A 15,504-nucleotide genomic window follows, 5' to 3' on the forward strand; every position below is an offset into this window, starting at 1 on the left:
GTAACCGATGCTGATCCCTCGCAAGGTCAAGCACCGCAAGCAGCACCACCCGAGGCGCCGTGGCATGGCCAAGGGCGGCACGAGGGTGACGTTCGGCGAGTACGGCATCCAGGCCGTCGAGAGCGCGTACGTGACGAACCGGCAGATCGAGGCCGCGCGTATCGCGATGACCCGTCACATCAAGCGTGGCGGCAAGGTCTGGATCAACATCTTCCCGGACCGTCCGCTGACCAAGAAGCCCGCCGAGACCCGCATGGGTTCCGGCAAGGGCTCCGTCGAGTGGTGGGTGGCCAACGTGAAGCCGGGCCGCGTGCTCTTCGAGATCTCCTACCCGGACGAGCGGATCGCCCGGGAGGCCCTCACGCGCGCGATCCACAAGCTCCCGATGAAGTGCAAGATTGTTAAGCGAGAGGTGGGTGAGTCCTGATGGCCAAGGGTCTTGCCGCCGACGACCTGCGGACCGAGCCCGAGGACGTCCTGGTCACCAAGCTGAAGGAAGCCAAGGAGGAGCTGTTCAACCTCCGCTTCCAGGCCGCGACCGGCCAGCTTGAGAGCCACGGGCGCCTGCGCACCGTGAAGCGCGAGATCGCTCGCATCTACACAGTGATGCGCGAGCGCGAGCTCGGCATCGTCACGGTCGCCGAGGACGCCGCGGAGGGCAACGAATGACCGAGCAGCAGACGGAGAAGCGGAGCAGCCGCAAGGTCCTTGAGGGTCTCGTGGTCAGCGACAAGATGGACAAGACCGTGGTCGTGTCCGTCGAGGACCGGGTGACCCACCGCAGGTACCACAAGGTGATCCGCCGCACGAAGAACTACAAGGCGCACGACGAGGGCAACGAGTGCGGCGTGGGCGACCGCGTCCGGCTCATGGAGACCCGTCCGCTGTCGGCCACCAAGCGGTGGCGCGTGGTGGAGATCCTCGAGAAGGCCAAGTAGGCCCGCGGGGCGCGAGCCCCGCACTGTACATGACTGGTTCCACCAGGCTGGCCGGACGACGTCCGGTGCAGAACCGGTGTGACGAACAGGAGTTGACGTGATCCAGCAGGAGTCGCGACTCAAGGTCGCCGACAACACGGGTGCGAAGGAGATCCTTTGCATCCGGGTTCTCGGCGGCTCGGGTCGGCGCTACGCGGGAGTCGGCGACATCATCGTCGCGACGGTGAAGGACGCCCTTCCCGGCGCGGGCGTGAAGAAGGGTGACGTCGTCAAGGCGGTCGTCGTGCGCACCCGCAAGGAGCGCCGGCGCCCGGACGGCTCCTACATCCGCTTCGACGAGAACGCCGCCGTCCTGATCCGGGACGGCGGCGACCCCCGCGGCACCCGTATCTTCGGCCCGGTGGGCCGCGAACTGCGCGAGAAGAAGTTCATGCGCATCATCTCGCTCGCGCCGGAGGTGCTCTGATGAAGATCCGCAAGGGCGACGAGGTCATCGTCCTCGCCGGCAAGGACAAGGGCGCGACGGGCAAGGTCCTGCGCGTCGACCCGCGCGCGGAGCGCGTCGTCGTCGAGGGCGTCAACCTCATCACCAAGAACATCAAGGCCGACCAGCAGCGCGCCGGCAAGGAAAGCGGCCGCGTCACTGTCGAGGCGCCGCTGCACGTCAGCAACGTCGCGATCGTCGAGGACGGCAAGCCGGTCCGGGTCGGTTACCGCATCAACGAGGACGGCACGAAGGTCCGGATCTCGCGCCGCAGCGGTAAGGAGATCTGAGACCGATGACCGAGACCACCACAGAGCGTCCCGTCCCGACGCCGCGCCTCAAGGTCCGCTACCGCGAGGAGATCGCGGGGCAGATGCGCGAGCAGTTCGGCTACGCCAACGTCATGCAGATTCCCACGCTGACCAAGATCGTGGTCAACATGGGCGTCGGCGACGCGGCCAAGGACGCCAAGCTGATCGAGGGCGCCGTCCGCGACCTGTCGCTGATCACCGGCCAGAAGCCGGCGGTCAACCGGGCCCGCAAGTCCATCGCGCAGTTCAAGCTGCGCGAGGGCATGCCGATCGGCGCGCACGCCACGCTGCGCGGCGACCGCATGTGGGAGTTCCTGGACCGGCTGCTCGCCACCGCGCTGCCCCGCATCCGCGACTTCCGCGGCCTGTCGCCGAAGCAGTTCGACGGCAATGGCAACTACACCTTCGGGCTGACTGAGCAGGTCATGTTCCACGAGGTCGACCCGGACAAGATCGACCGCTCGCGGGGCATGGACATCACGGTCGTGACGAGCGCGAAGACCGACGACGAGGGCCGGGCGCTGCTCAAGCTCCTGGGCTTCCCCTTCAAGGAGAGCTGAGCATGGCGAAGAAGTCGCTGATCGCCAAGGCGGCGCGGAAGCCGAAGTTCGGTGTGCGCGCGTACACTCGGTGCTCGCGCTGCGGGCGCCCGCGTTCCGTCTACCGGAAGTTCGGCCTGTGCCGTGTGTGCTTCCGGGAGATGGCCCACCGCGGCGAGCTGCCCGGCATCACGAAGTCCAGCTGGTGACCGCGTCCCCCGGGGGACGACCCCGGGGGACGGGACACCGGCCTGTAATGACCAACCGGGAGCCCGAGAGGGCGCCCACGACCGCGCCAAAGGTCCACGGGCCGCATCAACCCGAGGAAACCGTGGCGAGGGAGGGCCAGTAGGCCATGACGATGACCGACCCGATCGCAGACATGCTGACGCGTCTGCGCAATGCGAATTCGGCGTACCACGACCAGGTGGCGATGCCGTACTCGAAGATCAAGGCGCACATCGCCGAGATCCTCCAGCAGGAGGGCTACATCTCGGGCTGGAGCGTGGAGGACGCCGAGGTCGGCAAGAAGCTCAACATCGAGCTCAAGTTCGGCCCGACCCGTGAGCGTTCGATCGCCGGCATCAAGCGCGTCTCGAAGCCGGGTCTGCGCGTGTACGCGAAGAAGGACAACCTGCCGAAGGTCCTGGGCGGACTGGGCGTCGCGATCATCTCGACGTCCTCCGGTCTGATGACCGACCGTCAGGCGGGCAAGCGCGGCGTGGGCGGGGAAGTCCTCGCCTACGTCTGGTGAGGGGAGGTACCTAACAATGTCTCGTATTGGACGTCTCCCCATCGCCGTGCCGAGCGGCGTCGAGGTCAGCCTCGACGGCCGGGAGGTCACCGTCAAGGGGCCGAAGGGCACGCTGTCGCACACGGTCGCCGAGCCCATCGAGGTCAGCCAGGAGGACGGCAGGATCGTCGTCACCCGGCCGAACGACATCAACAAGGTGCGCGGGCTGCACGGGCTCACCCGGACGCTGATCAACAACATGGTCGTCGGGGTCACCGACGGCTACAAGAAGACCCTGGTCATCCAGGGCGTCGGCTACCGGGTGGTGGCGAAGGGCCAGAACGTCGAGTTCTCGCTCGGGTACAGCCACCCGATCCCGTTCGAAGCGCCGGACGGCATCAAGCTCACCGTCGAGAGGCCGACGCAGCTGACCGTCGAGGGCATCGACAAGCAGCTCGTCGGCGAGATCGCCGCCCGCATCCGCAAGCTGCGCAAGCCCGACCCGTACAAGGGCAAGGGCGTGCGTTACGAGGGCGAGCAGATCCGCCGCAAGGTCGGAAAGGCTGGTAAGTAGTCATGGCAGGCACCAAGACCCTGGCCGCGAAGGCCACGTCGGCGCGGGCCAAGTCCCGCAAGCGCCGGCACCTGCGGGTCCGGAAGAAGGTCGTGGGCAGCGCCGCGCGGCCTCGCCTGGTCGTGACCCGCTCCAGCAGGCACGTGTTCGTCCAGGTCATCGACGACGACAAGGGCCACACGCTGGCCAGCGCGTCGACGATGGAGGCGGACCTGCGCGCCGACTCCGGCGACAAGACGGCCAAGTCCCGCAAGGTCGGCGAGCTCGTCGCCCGGCGGGCCCAGGAGGCCGGTGTCCACGCGGTCGTGTTCGACCGCGGCGGCAACAAGTACCACGGCCGCATCGCCGCTGTAGCGGACGGTGCGCGCGAGGGGGGCCTGCAGCTCTGATGACCGTCCTCCAGCCCCCACCCAGCAGCTTTAATGGAAGGAACCACTGATGGCAGCGCAGAGGCGTGGTGGCGGTCAGGGTGGCGACCGTCGCGATCGCCGCGACGACCGCCGCGGTGGCGCCGACAAGGGCCAGTCGTACATCGAGAAGGTCGTGGCGATCAACCGTGTCGCCAAGGTCGTCAAGGGCGGGCGTCGCTTCAGCTTCACCGCCCTGGTGATCGTCGGTGACGGCAACGGCACCGTCGGCGTCGGCTACGGCAAGGCCAAGGAGGTGCCCGCGGCGATCGCCAAGGGCGTCGAAGAGGCCAAGAAGCACTTCTTCAAGGTGCCGCGGATCCAGGGCACCATCCCGCACCTGGTGCAGGCGCGGGACGCGGCGGGCGAGGTCCTGCTGCGTCCGGCCAGCCCCGGTACCGGTGTCATCGCCGGTGGCCCGGTGCGCGCGGTGCTGGAGGCCGCCGGCATCCACGACGTGCTGAGCAAGTCGCTGGGCAGCGACAACGCGATCAACATCGTGCACGCGACGATCGCGGGGCTGAAGGCCCTGAAGCGTCCGGAGGAGATCGCGGCCAAGCGCGGCCTGCCGATCGAGGACGTCGCCCCGGCGGCCATGCTGCGCGCGCGCGCCGCGGGCAGCGAGCCCAGGGCGGAGGCCGCGTCGTCGTGAGCAATCTGAAGATCACGCAGAAGAAGTCCGTGATCAGCGAGAAGCAGAACCAGCGTGACACGCTGCGCACCCTCGGCCTGAAGAAGATCGGGCAGACCGTGGTCCGCGAAGACCGCCCCGAGGTGCGCGGCATGATCCGGACGGTGGCGCACCTGGTCACCGTCGAGGAGGTCGACTGACATGGCTGATCTCGAGAAGAGCGGCGACGCCGCGGAGGGCACGCCCCTCAAGGTGCACGACCTGCGTCCGGCCCCCGGCTCCAACAAGGCCAAGGTCCGCAAGGGCCGCGGCGAGGCGTCCAAGGGCAAGACCGCCGGCCGCGGCACCAAGGGCACCAAGGCCCGCAGTACCGTCCCCGTCGGTTTCGAGGGCGGCCAGATGCCGCTCATCCGCCGGGTGCCGAAGCTGAAGGGCTTCAAGAACCCGAACCGGGTCGAGTTCCAGGTCGTGAACCTGGACAAGCTCGCCGCGCTCTACCCCGAGGGCGGCGAGGTCACGGCGGACGATCTGGCGGCCAAGGGCGCGGTGCGCCGCGGCCGTCCGGTCAAGGTCCTCGGCACCGGCGACATCTCCGTCGCGGTCCAGGTGAAGGCGCACGCCTTCTCCGGCGCCGCCAAGGAGAAGATCGCGGCGGCCGGTGGAACCACCGACGAGCTGTAAGAAGCCCACTTCGATGCCGGGGCCGTACTCGCCTGACGCCCGGGACCGTGAGGTCTCCGGGAAAGGCGGGACGGCCCCGGCGTCATCTGCTGTTAGAGTCACACGGGCGAAGGCGACTCGCGTGAGATTGCGCACTTACGCATCTCCTCGGGTATCCTCCGCCCGACCTCATGGACCTGTAACCGGCCCCTCGGTGGCCATGATGAACCCGCCAGTCGCGCAGGAGGAATGGTGCTGACCGCGTTCGCTCGGGCTTTCCGTACGCCTGACCTGCGTAAAAAGATTCTGTTCACGTTGTTCATGATCTTGGTGTTCCGGATCGGATCGATCGTTCCGACACCGAACGTGAACGTGAAGGTGCTGAAGGACACCGCGGCCGCGGCCAAGGAGAGCAACCAGCTCTACGGCCTCGTCGACCTGTTCAGCGGTGGTGCGCTTCTCAAGCTGTCGGTCTTCGCGCTGGGCATCATGCCGTACATCACGGCGAGCATCATCCTGCAGCTGCTGGTGGTGGTGATCCCCCGGCTGGAGGCCCTGAAGAAGGAGGGCCAGGCCGGCACGACGAAGATCACACAGTACACCCGTTACCTGACGGTGGGCCTGGCGATCCTGCAGGCCACGGGCATCGTGGCGATGGCGAGCACCGGGCAGCTGTTCCAGGGCGTGTCCGGCAGCGGCGACATCCTCCATGACACGAGCATCTTCCCGATCATCACGATGGTGGTCTGCATGGTGGCGGGCACGACCGTCATCATGTGGCTGGGCGAGCTGATGACCGACCGCGGCGTCGGCAACGGCATGTCCGTCCTGATCTTCACCCAGGTGGTGGCGGTCTTCCCCGGCCAGTTCTGGGGCATCTACAAGGCCAAGAACGGCTTCGTCTTCGCGATCGTGGTCCTCGTCGGCCTGGCGATCATGGCGGCCGTCGTCTTCGTGGAGCAGGCGCAGCGGCGGATCCCCGTCCAGTACGCCAAGCGGATGGTCGGCAGGCGCATGTACGGCGGCACGTCGACGTACATCCCGCTGAAGGTGAACCAGGCCGGCATCATCCCGATCATCTTCGCGTCGTCGCTGCTCTACCTGCCGATCCTGGCGACCCAGCTGTGGCCCAACACCAAGTGGCTGCAGAAGATCCAGCCGTACCTGCAGCCGAGCAACGCGTGGCACATGGGGTTCTACTTCGTCCTGATCATCTTCTTCACGTACTTCTACGTGGCGATCACCTTCAACCCCACTGAAGTGGCCGACAACATGAAGAAGTATGGTGGGTTCATCCCAGGTATCCGTCCTGGTCGGCCGACCGCCGAATACCTCGACTTCGTGCTGACCCGGATCACCACACCCGGTGCGCTCTACCTGGGGCTCGTGTCGCTGATCCCCATGGTGGCCTTCGCACTCCTCAAGGCCGGCCAGGACTTCCCCTTCGGCGGCGCGAGCATCCTCATCGTCGTCGGCGTCGGACTGGATACCGTGAAGCAGATCGAGAGTCAGCTGCAGCAGCGCAACTACGAGGGCTTCCTCCGGTAGTGCGTATCGTGCTGGTGGGCCCCCCGGGAGCGGGCAAGGGGACGCAGGCCCAGTTCATCGCATCTCATCTGTCGGTCCCGAAGATCTCGACAGGTGACATCTTTCGCGCCAACGTCAGCGGCGGGACGGAACTCGGCCTCCAGGCCAAGCAGTACATGGACCGCGGCGACCTCGTCCCGGACGAGGTCACCATCGCGATGGTGCGCGACCGGCTGGGTGAGGACGACGCCCGCGACGGGTTCCTGCTGGACGGGTTCCCGCGCAACGTCCCGCAGGCGGAGACGCTGAAGAAGATCCTCGCCGAGTGGGACACGCGCCTCGACATCGTCCTGGAGCTGGTGGTCGACGAGGACGAGGTCGTCCGGCGGCTGTCGGGCCGGCGCACCTGCGACAAGTGCGGGCGGATCTGGCACGTCGACTTCGACGACAAGCAGGACGACATCTGCGACGACTGCGGCGGTCACCTGTTCCAGCGCGACGACGACAAGGAACAGGTCGTCATGCACCGCCTGGAGGTCTACAAGCACGACACGGCCCCGCTGGTGCAGTTCTACGCCGACGAGAACATTCTCGTCGGCATCGACGCCACGGGCCCGGTCGAAGAGGTCACCAAGCGCGCGCTCGCCGCGCTGCGCCCGCTGGAGCAGTGACGGCGCGGGCGCGGGGCCTGCGGCTCCGCGCCCGCCCGGCGGCCGACCCGGTGCAGGGGGAATGATGTTCAAACGGCGCAGGCCCACCATCCAGATGAAGACCGCGGAGCAGATCGAGCTGATGCGGGCGGCGGGGCTGCTCGTCGGCCGGACGCTGGAGCTGCTGCGCGAGGCGGTCAAGCCGGGGATCACCACCCTGGACCTCGACACGCTCGCCGAACGGCACATCCGCGACAACGGCGGTATCCCGTCCTTCAAGGGCTACCACGGGTTCACCGGGACGATCTGCGCGTCGATCAACGAGGAGATCGTGCACGGCATCCCGCGGGCCGGGAAGGTGCTGCGGGACGGCGACGTCATCTCCATCGACTGCGGCGCGATCGTGGCGGGCTGGCACGGCGACGCCGCCATCACCGTCCCGGTCGGGGAGATCACCGAGGAGCTGCGGACGCTGCTGGACGTCACCGAGGCGTCCCTGTGGCACGGTCTCGCGGCCGGCAGGGCCGGAGCCTGCCTCACGGACATGTCGCACGCGATCGAGGCTTACATCCGCTCTCAGGGGCCCTACGGGATCGTCGAGGGCTACGGCGGGCACGGCATCGGCACCGAGATGCACATGGACCCGCTGATCCCGAACCACGGCCCGGCCGGGTACGGCCCCGTCCTGGAGCCGGGAATGTGCTTCGCGGTCGAGCCGATGGTGAACCTCGGCACCAAGGAGACCCGGGAACTGGACGACGGCTGGACGGTCGTGACGGCCGACGGGCGCTACTCGGCGCACTTCGAGCACACGTTCGCCGTCACGCCGGACGGCCCGCGCGTCCTGACCGCACTGGACGAAGGCCGCGAATGGTTCCAGAAGCTGGGTCCGGCCACGCAGAATGGAACTGACAACTCGTCCTGAGGAGCGGAGGAACGATGGCGCCGAACCCTGACATCCGGGCGTCGGACGCCGACCGCGACCGGGTGGCCGCGAGCCTGCGCGAGCACTGCGCGCTCGGCCGGATCACGATGGACGAGCTGCAGGAGCGGGTCGACTCGGTGTACGGGGCGAAGACCGTCGGGGAGCTGCAGGAGATCACCTCCGATCTGCCGGAGGAGGACCTGTACCAGCTGCCCGTCCCGGCGACGCAGCCGAAGAGCACCGCGTCCGTGGCCAAGGTCCCGTCCCGCGATCTCGACGTGCGCGGCATGAAGGCCATGTGGGGCGCGTGGGCGACGGTCAGCGCGATCAACTTCACCGTCTGGCTGATCGTCCTGGTGACGACCGGTGCGGTCTACCCGTGGTGGATCTGGGTGGCGGGCCCGTGGGGCGCGATCCTGCTGATGCGCACGATCTTCGGCGACCGGGACGGCGACCGCTGAGCCCTCTCCGGCCGGGCCCCTACTCGACGTCCATGAGCGGCCGGTAGTTGCCGGTCGGGGCGAAGTGCGTGGTGGCGGTGCCGTCCTCGCCGATGAGGTGGAGGGCGAAGCCGGCGGGCTCCCCGGTGACGGCGGCGCGCCCCTGCTTGGTCAGGTCGAGGAACAGCTGCCGGTAGGTGCTCGGGCAGGTCGTGCTCACTCGTCCGGCGAGCGACCCGACCGACGCCCGGTGGACGTGCCCGGAGATGATCCGCACCACCTGCGGGTGCCGGGAGATCACCGCCGCGAACCCGGCCGGGTCGACGAACCGCAGGTCGTCGATGAACCGCATCCCGATCGGATACGGCGGATGATGCGTCGCGATCACCGTCGGCGTGTCGGGGGCCGCGCGGAGGACCTCCTCCAGCCAGCGGAGCCGTTCCTCGCTCATGTGCCCGTGCGGGTGGCCGTCCACGGTGGTGTCGCAGCAGATCAGCCGCACGCCCGCGACGTCGACGGCGTACTGCACGGGCGCCCGCGGGGCCGTCGCGGTCGCCGCGACCGCGGGATGGTCGCCGAACACCTTCCGCATCTCGTCGCGGTCGTCGTGGTTGCCGCACATCGGGTAGACGGCCATCGGCAGCGGCGACAGCAGCGCGTGCAGCCGCGTGTACTCGGCGGGCCGGCCCGCGTCGGCGAGGTCGCCGGTGAGGACGACCGCGTCGGGGCGCGCGGGCAGCGACAGCAGGCTCGACACGGCGGACCGCAGCGCGCGCACCGGCCCCGAGCCGTCGTCCACCTCGCCGTCCCGCCCGGCCGCCAGATGGATGTCGCTCAGCTGCGCGATGATCGCCATGGATCCTCCCCTTGCCCCCAGCACATCACGGCCCCCGTGCCGGGTACCCCGGCCGTGCCCCCGACGATCTTCGCGTCCGCCCGCCCGGCTGTCGACTCCGCTCCGTGGATAACGACATTACGGGCGTCTTCCGTCCCGCGCGTCCGCCCGCTACCTTGCTCGGCGGCGGATCACAGCGGATCACGGTGGATCACGGCGGGAGGGCGCGCATGGCGATGCGGCAGCGGTCGCACAGGGTCGTCCGCGGCTGCGCCGGCGGCGGGCACGTGATCCTGACCCCGCGGCTGGTCTTCCGCTCGGCGACCCGGTCGGATCTGCGCCGCATCGCCGCCACCGCCGGCGACCCGGCGGCGCAGCGGTGGCTCGGCTGGCGGCCGGACGCGGTGCTCCCGCCGGACGAGCGCGAGCGCCTCCTCGCCGCGCCCGCCGGCCGCGGCCGGGGCCGGTTCGGGCTGCCGAGCCCGCGCATCCAGACCGGCCTGATCGCCATCGATCCCGACCGCGGCACGGCCGCCGGGGCCGTCAGCCTGCTGCCGCTGTCGGCCGAGGTCTGCGAGCTGGGCGGCAACCTGGCCCCCGCCTACCGCGGCCGCGGGCTCGGCGCCGAACTGTTCACCGCGGGCCTCGTGCTCGCGCAGCGGCACCTGCACTTCACCGAGGTCCGGGCCGGCGCGGAGCCGGAGAACGTGGCGAGCGTCCGTTCGCTGTGGCGGGCCGGCCTCGACCCCGTCCCCGGCCCGGAGACGCATCGCCTCCCGGACGGCCGCGTCATCCCGTCCGCCTGGTTCGCGAACGTCGAGCCGAACCCGGCCTGGTGCCCGTCCGGCTGGTGACGTTCAGGCGACGTGCGGGATCACGAGGGAGAGCGCCGAGGTGACCTCCTCGGGGGCCGGGGCGATGTCGGGGACGACGTCGCGGAGGGCGAGCCAGCCGTTGATCGCCTGGACGGTCGGCTTGGCCTCGACGAGCTGCGGGTCGTCCAGCCCGTACCAGGCGGCCACCTTCGACCAGCGCCACAGCCGGTGCCCGGCGGTGGACATCTCCGAGGGCGGGAAGCCGGTCGCGCCGCGCGCGCCGGTGATCGCGTGCCGGACGGAGTCGAGCGAGCGGCCCACCCGTTCGGCGATGTCGCGGATGGTCAGCAGCAGGTCGGCCTCGACCTGCAGCACGTGCAGGCCGGGGGCGCTCTCCTCGACGTGCCCGACCACTTCCATGATCGCGGCGGCGAGGGTGGCGCCCGTCCACGAGCAGGACGCGTTGCCCAGCCGGTCGGCCGAGCGGAGCTCGTCGTTTGGATGGTGGTGGGCGGGGGCTGGAGTACGGTCGGCGTGCTGCGCCTCGCTGATGATCGACACCGTGACCGCGCCGTGCGTGCGGTCGAACAGCGGGTCCAGCTCGTCCTCGTAGAGGGGACGGCTGAGGATCAGCGCGAAGTCATAGCTCGGCATGCTGACCCTCCTCTGACGTCTCTACTCCTGGAAAGGTACAACGCGCGGGCGATGTATGCTTGTGTCGGGAGCAGTCTCCGGACCCGTGGCGTCCGCCGATTTCGCATTGCGCGTCCGGTTGACGTAGACTCCTGTGTCGGTCCGTCGCCGGCCGCCTGATTCCCCGTTTCCGACGCTCTCGCGTCGTGGTGGGTTGCGGCCGATTCTCCTCTGGAGAGCCGGGCCGCGTCCAATGAGCCGATCAGCGAAGCGCGGAGGACATGCCCAAGAAAGAAGGGGCCATCGAGATCGAGGGCACCGTCATCGAGTCCCTCCCGAACGCCATGTTCCGGGTGGAGCTCGAGAACGGGCACAAGGTGCTCGCCCACATCAGCGGCAAGATGCGGATGCACTACATCCGGATCCTGCCGGACGACCGCGTTGTTGTGGAGCTGAGCCCCTACGACCTCACGCGCGGTCGGATCGTCTACCGCTACAAGTAATCCCACTGGGGTTGCCTTCCCCGTGCGTGGCGGCGCGGGGGTGACCCTTATCTCTAGGAGACCCAGTGAAGGTCAAGCCGAGCGTCAAGAAGATCTGCAACAAGTGCCGCGTCATTCGCCGGCACGGCCGGGTCATGGTCATCTGCTCGGACCCGCGCCACAAGCAGCGTCAGGGCTGACGCTCAACAACCGACAAGCGCACCGCAGCCTTCACACGCACGCCGTACGCAGCGCGATCACCCGGGTCGGAAGCAGAGCTTCCCTCCCAGGGACCGGTGTCCACCCGGGGGCGACCCCCGGACCCCGGAGATCGGGCCGTACGGCAACGGCGCGTGAGGACCACCCTCGGATCGTCGGAGGCCGAGGCCGCCACCCGGGCAGGGTGTGTGCGGACGCGGTGCGTCCATACCTCCGCAGAATGAAGGGAACTGCCCACGATGGCACGCCTCCTCGGCGTTGACCTCCCGCGCGAAAAGCGCCTCGAGGTCGCTCTCACCTACATCTTCGGCATCGGCCGGACGCGGGCGCTGGAGACCCTGGCGGGTACCGGCGTCAGCGGCGACATGCGGGTGCACCAGCTCGGCGACGACGAGCTGATCAAGCTGCGGGACTGGATCGAGGCCAACTACAAGATCGAGGGCGACCTCCGCCGCGAGGTCCAGGCCGACATCCGCCGCAAGATCGAGATCGGGTGCTACCAGGGCATCCGGCACCGCCGCGGGCTTCCGGTGCACGGTCAGCGCACGCAGACCAACGCGCGCACCCGCAAGGGCAAGAAGAAGACCGTGGCCGGCAAGAAGAAGGCCGGCAAGAAGTAGTCCGGAGTCGGTCCTCCGGATCGATGACCTCAAGAGTAGAGAGAGCACATGCCTCCTAAGAGCCGTGTCGGCGCCAAGAAGGTGCGCCGCAAGGAAAAGAAGAACGTCGCTCACGGGCACGCCCACATCAAGAGCACGTTCAACAACACGATCGTCTCGATCACCGACCCCAACGGCAACGTGATCTCCTGGGCCTCCTCGGGCCACGTCGGGTTCAAGGGCTCGCGCAAGTCCACCCCGTTCGCCGCGCAGCAGGCCGCCGAGGCCGCCGCCCGGCGCGCGATGGAGCACGGCATGCGCAAGGTCGACGTCTTCGTGAAGGGCCCGGGCTCGGGCCGCGAGACCGCCATCCGGTCGCTGCAGGCGACCGGCCTGGAGGTGGGCTCGATCCAGGACGTCACGCCCGTTCCGCACAACGGCTGCCGCCCGCCGAAGCGTCGCCGGGTCTGAGGCAGGGGAGATCTAGAACAATGGCTCGTTACACCGGTGCGGACTGCAAGCTCTGCCGCCGCGAGAAGATGAAGCTGTTCCTCAAGGGCAGCAAGTGCATGGGCCCCAAGTGCCCGATCGAGATCCGTCCCTACCCGCCGGGTGAGCACGGCCGCGGTCGGCCCAAGGAGACCGAGTACCTGCTGCAGCTTCGCGAGAAGCAGAAGGCGCGGCGCATCTACGGCGTCCTGGAGCGGCAGTTCCACAACTACTACGTCGAGGCGAACCGCCAGCAGGGCAAGACGGGTGACAACCTGCTCGCCCTCCTGGAGCGCCGGCTCGACAACGTGGTCTACCGCGGAGGCTTCGCCAAGTCCCGCGACATGGCCCGCCAGCTCATCCGCCACGGCCACATCCGGGTCAACGGGAAGAAGGTCAACATCCCGTCGGCGCTGGTGAGCGAGGCCGACATCATCGACGTCAAGCCCAAGTCGATGGAGTCGACGCCGTTCCAGGTCGCGAAGGCCGAGATCGGCGAGCGTCCCGTCCCGGCGTGGCTCGGGGTGGACGGCGAGAAGATGCGGATCCTCGTGCACTCGCTGCCCGTCCGGCAGCAGATCGAAGCTCCCGTCCAGGAGCAGCTGATCGTCGAGCTCTACTCCAAGTAGGGCGCACGCCGTCTCGCCGGGGTCCCCGCGTGGGATCCCGGCGAGACGGGGAACACTCCAGAACGCGGTCGTCAAATAGCGGGCACCGCGGAAAGAAGGCACCACCATGCTCATTGCTCAGCGTCCCACTCTCACCGAAGAGCAGGTCGACGAGTACCGGTCGCGGTTCACCATCGAGCCGCTGGAGCCGGGCTTCGGCTACACGATCGGCAACTCGCTGCGTCGCACGCTACTCTCCTCGATTCCCGGTGCGGCCGTCACCAGCATCCGCATCGAGGGCGTCCTGCACGAGTTCTCCACCGTGCCCGGGGTCAAGGAGGACGTCACCGACGTCATCCTGAACCTCAAGGAGCTCGTCGTCTCGTCCGAGCACGACGAGCCCGTGGTCATGTACCTGCGCAAGCAGGGCCCGGGCGAGGTGACCGCGGCCGACATCGCGCCGCCGGCGGGCGTCGAGGTCCACAACCCGGACCTGCACATCGCCACGCTGAACAACAAGGCCAAGCTGGAGATGGAGCTGACGGTCGAGCGCGGCCGCGGCTACGTCTCCGCCGCGCAGAACAAGCAGCCGGGCCAGGAGATCGGCCGGATCCCGATCGACTCCATCTACTCGCCCGTGCTGAAGGTCACCTACAAGGTCGAGGCGACCCGAGTCGAGCAGCGCACCGACTTCGACCGCCTCATCCTGGACGTGGAGACCAAGCAGTCGATGCTGCCGCGCGACGCGGTCGCGTCCGCCGGCAAGACCCTGGTCGAGCTGTTCGGCCTGGCCCGGGAGCTCAACGTCGAGGCCGAGGGCATCGACATGGGCCCGTCCCCGACGGACGCCGCGCTCGCCGCGGACCTGGCCCTGCCGATCGAGGAGCTGAACCTCACGGTCCGCTCCTACAACTGCCTGAAGCGCGAGGGCATCCACTCGGTGGGCGAGCTCGTCGCCCGCTCCGAGCAGGACCTGCTCGACATCCGCAACTTCGGCGCCAAGTCGATCGAAGAGGTCAAGCAGAAGCTCAACGACATGGGCCTGTCGCTGAAGGACTCCCCGCCCGGGTTCGACCCGAGCGCGGCGGCGGACAACTACGGCGACGACGACACGAGCTACGCCGAGACCGAGCAGTACTAGAAACCCGATTCCGGACGGCCGGGGGCGCGTTCCCCGGCCGTCGCGGAACCAGCTGACACCGGTACCTGACACGGCCGGTGCAGGAAGGACACCACGATGCCTCAGCCCACCAAGGGCGCCCGCCTCGGCGGCAGCGCCGCGCACCAGAAGCTGATCCTGGCGAACCTGGCGACGGCGCTGTTCGAGCACGGCCGCATCACCACCACCGAGGCCAAGGCCCGGCGGCTGCGTCCGCTGGCGGAGAAGCTGATCACCAAGGCCAAGCGGGGAGACCTGCACAACCGCCGCCTGGTGGCCAAGACGATCCGCGACAAGAGCGTCATCCACACGCTCTTCACCGAGATCGCGCCGAGCTTCGAGACCCGCCCCGGCGGCTACACCCGCATCACCAAGATCGGCCCGCGCAAGGGGGACAACGCCCCCATGGCGGTCATCGAACTGGTGGCGGAGCCGATGGCGGCCGCCACGGGCGGGAAGGCGCCGAAGGTCAGCGAGGCGGAGCTCCCCGCCGAGGGCGAGGTCACCCTCAGCAAGGCCGCCGCCGACGAGCCCGAGGCCAAGGCCGAGGACACCGCGGCCGCGGACGCCAAGGACAACGAGGGCGACGCCAAGTAGAACGCCGGTCGTCCAGGGGCCCGCTCATCACCGCGCACGCGGGGGTGAGCGACCCCTTGGCCATTCCATTAAGGGTCTCGGCCGACATGATTGGGAGGGCCCGCCGTCTGCCTCGGGACGGCGGGCCCTCATCTTTGCGAGACTTGATCCATGGTCAGGTCAGGCGGGCGGCGATTCACCGGGGAGCGTGTCAGGGGAGTGCCCATCGAGCGGGCCGGCTCAGGGTGGAACGGAACAGGCAGTGACGCA

At 68.7% G+C, this 15,504-nt stretch carries 27 protein-coding genes; 25 read left to right on the top strand and 2 right to left on the bottom strand.

What is annotated here, in order from left to right:
- The first annotated feature begins 7 nt into the window (after nt 1–7).
- From rplP to AL2_RS04720, 17 genes are all read left to right on the top strand, one after another.
- Nucleotides 8–427: a 50S ribosomal protein L16 gene (gene rplP, locus AL2_RS04640; protein ID WP_067629401.1), complete on the top strand. Its 420-nt coding sequence runs from the start codon at nt 8–10 to the stop codon at nt 425–427.
- Nucleotides 427–669 (top strand): 50S ribosomal protein L29, encoded by a 243-nt coding sequence (rpmC, locus tag AL2_RS04645; protein ID WP_067629403.1) that lies wholly within the window; start codon nt 427–429, stop codon nt 667–669. Before rplP ends, rpmC begins: the two co-directional genes overlap by 1 nt.
- Entirely contained in the window at nt 666–938 is a 273-nt protein-coding gene (rpsQ, locus tag AL2_RS04650; protein ID WP_067629405.1) for a 30S ribosomal protein S17, read from the top strand. Before rpmC ends, rpsQ begins: the two co-directional genes overlap by 4 nt.
- A gap of 97 nt (nt 939–1,035) precedes the next feature.
- A complete protein-coding gene (gene rplN, locus AL2_RS04655; RefSeq protein ID WP_067629407.1) occupies nt 1,036–1,404 on the top strand; it encodes a 50S ribosomal protein L14 in 369 nt (122 codons plus the stop codon).
- Nucleotides 1,404–1,712, top strand: a complete 309-nt coding sequence (rplX, locus tag AL2_RS04660) for a 50S ribosomal protein L24 (protein ID WP_067629409.1) — start codon at nt 1,404–1,406, stop codon at nt 1,710–1,712. The genes rplN and rplX overlap by 1 nt, the downstream gene beginning before the upstream one ends.
- A 5-nt stretch (nt 1,713–1,717) precedes the next feature.
- The gene (rplE, locus tag AL2_RS04665; RefSeq protein ID WP_067629413.1) at nt 1,718–2,293 is read left to right on the top strand and encodes a 50S ribosomal protein L5; all 576 of its coding nucleotides are present in this window, start codon (nt 1,718–1,720) and stop codon (nt 2,291–2,293) included.
- Nucleotides 2,294–2,295: 2 nt separating this feature from the next.
- Nucleotides 2,296–2,481, top strand: a complete 186-nt coding sequence (locus AL2_RS04670; RefSeq protein WP_018657585.1) for a type Z 30S ribosomal protein S14 — start codon at nt 2,296–2,298, stop codon at nt 2,479–2,481.
- A 146-nt stretch (nt 2,482–2,627) separates the two neighbouring features.
- On the top strand, nt 2,628–3,026 hold the full coding sequence (rpsH, locus tag AL2_RS04675; RefSeq protein ID WP_067454634.1) for a 30S ribosomal protein S8: 399 nt from the start codon (nt 2,628–2,630) through the stop codon (nt 3,024–3,026).
- 16 nt (nt 3,027–3,042) lie between these two features.
- Nucleotides 3,043–3,579, top strand: a complete 537-nt coding sequence (gene rplF, locus AL2_RS04680) for a 50S ribosomal protein L6 (protein ID WP_067629415.1) — start codon at nt 3,043–3,045, stop codon at nt 3,577–3,579.
- Between the two features lie 2 nt (nt 3,580–3,581).
- Nucleotides 3,582–3,968 carry a 50S ribosomal protein L18 gene (rplR, locus tag AL2_RS04685; RefSeq protein ID WP_067629417.1) on the top strand — a complete coding sequence of 129 codons (387 nt, stop codon included), beginning with the start codon at nt 3,582–3,584 and terminating at the stop codon, nt 3,966–3,968.
- Between the two features lie 49 nt (nt 3,969–4,017).
- Entirely contained in the window at nt 4,018–4,638 is a 621-nt protein-coding gene (gene rpsE / locus AL2_RS04690) for a 30S ribosomal protein S5 (RefSeq protein ID WP_067629418.1), read from the top strand.
- Complete coding sequence (gene rpmD / locus AL2_RS04695) at nt 4,635–4,817, top strand: 50S ribosomal protein L30 (protein WP_067629426.1); 183 nt, start codon at nt 4,635–4,637, stop codon at nt 4,815–4,817. The genes rpsE and rpmD overlap by 4 nt, the downstream gene beginning before the upstream one ends.
- A 1-nt stretch (nt 4,818) precedes the next feature.
- The gene (gene rplO / locus AL2_RS04700; protein ID WP_067629427.1) at nt 4,819–5,298 is read left to right on the top strand and encodes a 50S ribosomal protein L15; all 480 of its coding nucleotides are present in this window, start codon (nt 4,819–4,821) and stop codon (nt 5,296–5,298) included.
- A gap of 231 nt (nt 5,299–5,529) precedes the next feature.
- The gene (gene secY, locus AL2_RS04705) at nt 5,530–6,825 is read left to right on the top strand and encodes a preprotein translocase subunit SecY (protein WP_083946042.1); all 1,296 of its coding nucleotides are present in this window, start codon (nt 5,530–5,532) and stop codon (nt 6,823–6,825) included.
- Nucleotides 6,825–7,475 carry an adenylate kinase gene (locus AL2_RS04710; protein WP_067629428.1) on the top strand — a complete coding sequence of 217 codons (651 nt, stop codon included), beginning with the start codon at nt 6,825–6,827 and terminating at the stop codon, nt 7,473–7,475. The genes secY and AL2_RS04710 overlap by 1 nt, the downstream gene beginning before the upstream one ends.
- 64 nt (nt 7,476–7,539) lie before the next feature.
- On the top strand, nt 7,540–8,379 hold the full coding sequence (gene map, locus AL2_RS04715) for a type I methionyl aminopeptidase (RefSeq protein ID WP_067630349.1): 840 nt from the start codon (nt 7,540–7,542) through the stop codon (nt 8,377–8,379).
- A 14-nt stretch (nt 8,380–8,393) separates the two neighbouring features.
- Nucleotides 8,394–8,840 (top strand): DUF1707 SHOCT-like domain-containing protein, encoded by a 447-nt coding sequence (locus tag AL2_RS04720; protein WP_067629433.1) that lies wholly within the window; start codon nt 8,394–8,396, stop codon nt 8,838–8,840.
- A gap of 19 nt (nt 8,841–8,859) precedes the next feature.
- Here AL2_RS04720 and AL2_RS04725 read toward each other — a convergent pair whose 3' ends face one another.
- Nucleotides 8,860–9,675, bottom strand: coding sequence for a phosphodiesterase (locus AL2_RS04725; RefSeq protein ID WP_067629434.1), 816 nt, complete (start codon nt 9,673–9,675; stop codon nt 8,860–8,862).
- A gap of 209 nt (nt 9,676–9,884) precedes the next feature.
- On the opposite strand from AL2_RS04725, the gene AL2_RS04730 reads away from it, so the two are divergent.
- Complete coding sequence (locus AL2_RS04730; RefSeq protein WP_067629437.1) at nt 9,885–10,508, top strand: GNAT family N-acetyltransferase; 624 nt, start codon at nt 9,885–9,887, stop codon at nt 10,506–10,508.
- 3 nt (nt 10,509–10,511) lie between these two features.
- Here AL2_RS04730 and AL2_RS04735 read toward each other — a convergent pair whose 3' ends face one another.
- Nucleotides 10,512–11,123 carry a hypothetical protein gene (locus tag AL2_RS04735; RefSeq protein WP_067629439.1) on the bottom strand — a complete coding sequence of 204 codons (612 nt, stop codon included), beginning with the start codon at nt 11,121–11,123 and terminating at the stop codon, nt 10,512–10,514.
- 260 nt (nt 11,124–11,383) lie between these two features.
- Between AL2_RS04735 and infA the strand changes: the two genes are divergently transcribed.
- The 7 genes from infA to rplQ all read left to right on the top strand — a co-directional run bounded on the left by infA (nt 11,384) and on the right by rplQ (nt 15,255).
- Nucleotides 11,384–11,605, top strand: coding sequence for a translation initiation factor IF-1 (infA, locus tag AL2_RS04740; protein ID WP_067629441.1), 222 nt, complete (start codon nt 11,384–11,386; stop codon nt 11,603–11,605).
- A gap of 65 nt (nt 11,606–11,670) precedes the next feature.
- Nucleotides 11,671–11,784 carry a 50S ribosomal protein L36 gene (rpmJ, locus tag AL2_RS04745; RefSeq protein WP_021596712.1) on the top strand — a complete coding sequence of 38 codons (114 nt, stop codon included), beginning with the start codon at nt 11,671–11,673 and terminating at the stop codon, nt 11,782–11,784.
- A 258-nt stretch (nt 11,785–12,042) separates the two neighbouring features.
- Nucleotides 12,043–12,423 carry a 30S ribosomal protein S13 gene (gene rpsM / locus AL2_RS04750; protein WP_067629442.1) on the top strand — a complete coding sequence of 127 codons (381 nt, stop codon included), beginning with the start codon at nt 12,043–12,045 and terminating at the stop codon, nt 12,421–12,423.
- A 48-nt stretch (nt 12,424–12,471) separates the two neighbouring features.
- On the top strand, nt 12,472–12,873 hold the full coding sequence (rpsK, locus tag AL2_RS04755; RefSeq protein WP_021596710.1) for a 30S ribosomal protein S11: 402 nt from the start codon (nt 12,472–12,474) through the stop codon (nt 12,871–12,873).
- A gap of 20 nt (nt 12,874–12,893) precedes the next feature.
- Nucleotides 12,894–13,520 (top strand): 30S ribosomal protein S4, encoded by a 627-nt coding sequence (gene rpsD / locus AL2_RS04760; protein ID WP_067629443.1) that lies wholly within the window; start codon nt 12,894–12,896, stop codon nt 13,518–13,520.
- 106 nt (nt 13,521–13,626) lie between these two features.
- Entirely contained in the window at nt 13,627–14,640 is a 1,014-nt protein-coding gene (locus AL2_RS04765; RefSeq protein ID WP_067629445.1) for a DNA-directed RNA polymerase subunit alpha, read from the top strand.
- A 96-nt stretch (nt 14,641–14,736) separates the two neighbouring features.
- Nucleotides 14,737–15,255: a 50S ribosomal protein L17 gene (rplQ, locus tag AL2_RS04770; protein ID WP_067629446.1), complete on the top strand. Its 519-nt coding sequence runs from the start codon at nt 14,737–14,739 to the stop codon at nt 15,253–15,255.
- Nucleotides 15,256–15,504 lie beyond the last annotated feature (249 nt).

The organism is Actinomadura latina NBRC 106108 (assembly GCF_001552195.1).
In the GTDB taxonomy this organism is placed as follows: Bacteria; Actinomycetota; Actinomycetes; order Streptosporangiales; family Streptosporangiaceae; genus Spirillospora; species Spirillospora latina.

Coding starts and splice junctions, on each gene's coding strand:
- rplO (WP_067629427.1), top strand. CDS start 4,819: ATGGCTGATCTCGAGAAGAGCGGCGACGCCGCGGAGGGCACGCCCCTC.
- rplQ (WP_067629446.1), top strand. CDS start 14,737: ATGCCTCAGCCCACCAAGGGCGCCCGCCTCGGCGGCAGCGCCGCGCAC.
- rplX (WP_067629409.1), top strand. CDS start 1,404: ATGAAGATCCGCAAGGGCGACGAGGTCATCGTCCTCGCCGGCAAGGAC.
- AL2_RS04720 (WP_067629433.1), top strand. CDS start 8,394: ATGGCGCCGAACCCTGACATCCGGGCGTCGGACGCCGACCGCGACCGG.
- rplP (WP_067629401.1), top strand. CDS start 8: ATGCTGATCCCTCGCAAGGTCAAGCACCGCAAGCAGCACCACCCGAGG.
- AL2_RS04730 (WP_067629437.1), top strand. CDS start 9,885: ATGGCGATGCGGCAGCGGTCGCACAGGGTCGTCCGCGGCTGCGCCGGC.
- infA (WP_067629441.1), top strand. CDS start 11,384: ATGCCCAAGAAAGAAGGGGCCATCGAGATCGAGGGCACCGTCATCGAG.
- AL2_RS04765 (WP_067629445.1), top strand. CDS start 13,627: ATGCTCATTGCTCAGCGTCCCACTCTCACCGAAGAGCAGGTCGACGAG.
- rplE (WP_067629413.1), top strand. CDS start 1,718: ATGACCGAGACCACCACAGAGCGTCCCGTCCCGACGCCGCGCCTCAAG.
- rplF (WP_067629415.1), top strand. CDS start 3,043: ATGTCTCGTATTGGACGTCTCCCCATCGCCGTGCCGAGCGGCGTCGAG.
- AL2_RS04670 (WP_018657585.1), top strand. CDS start 2,296: ATGGCGAAGAAGTCGCTGATCGCCAAGGCGGCGCGGAAGCCGAAGTTC.
- rpsQ (WP_067629405.1), top strand. CDS start 666: ATGACCGAGCAGCAGACGGAGAAGCGGAGCAGCCGCAAGGTCCTTGAG.
- rpsM (WP_067629442.1), top strand. CDS start 12,043: ATGGCACGCCTCCTCGGCGTTGACCTCCCGCGCGAAAAGCGCCTCGAG.
- rpsH (WP_067454634.1), top strand. CDS start 2,628: ATGACGATGACCGACCCGATCGCAGACATGCTGACGCGTCTGCGCAAT.
- AL2_RS04725 (WP_067629434.1), bottom strand. CDS start 9,675: ATGGCGATCATCGCGCAGCTGAGCGACATCCATCTGGCGGCCGGGCGG.
- map (WP_067630349.1), top strand. CDS start 7,540: ATGTTCAAACGGCGCAGGCCCACCATCCAGATGAAGACCGCGGAGCAG.
- AL2_RS04735 (WP_067629439.1), bottom strand. CDS start 11,123: ATGCCGAGCTATGACTTCGCGCTGATCCTCAGCCGTCCCCTCTACGAG.
- rplR (WP_067629417.1), top strand. CDS start 3,582: ATGGCAGGCACCAAGACCCTGGCCGCGAAGGCCACGTCGGCGCGGGCC.
- rpsD (WP_067629443.1), top strand. CDS start 12,894: ATGGCTCGTTACACCGGTGCGGACTGCAAGCTCTGCCGCCGCGAGAAG.
- rpsE (WP_067629418.1), top strand. CDS start 4,018: ATGGCAGCGCAGAGGCGTGGTGGCGGTCAGGGTGGCGACCGTCGCGAT.
- rpmC (WP_067629403.1), top strand. CDS start 427: ATGGCCAAGGGTCTTGCCGCCGACGACCTGCGGACCGAGCCCGAGGAC.
- rpsK (WP_021596710.1), top strand. CDS start 12,472: ATGCCTCCTAAGAGCCGTGTCGGCGCCAAGAAGGTGCGCCGCAAGGAA.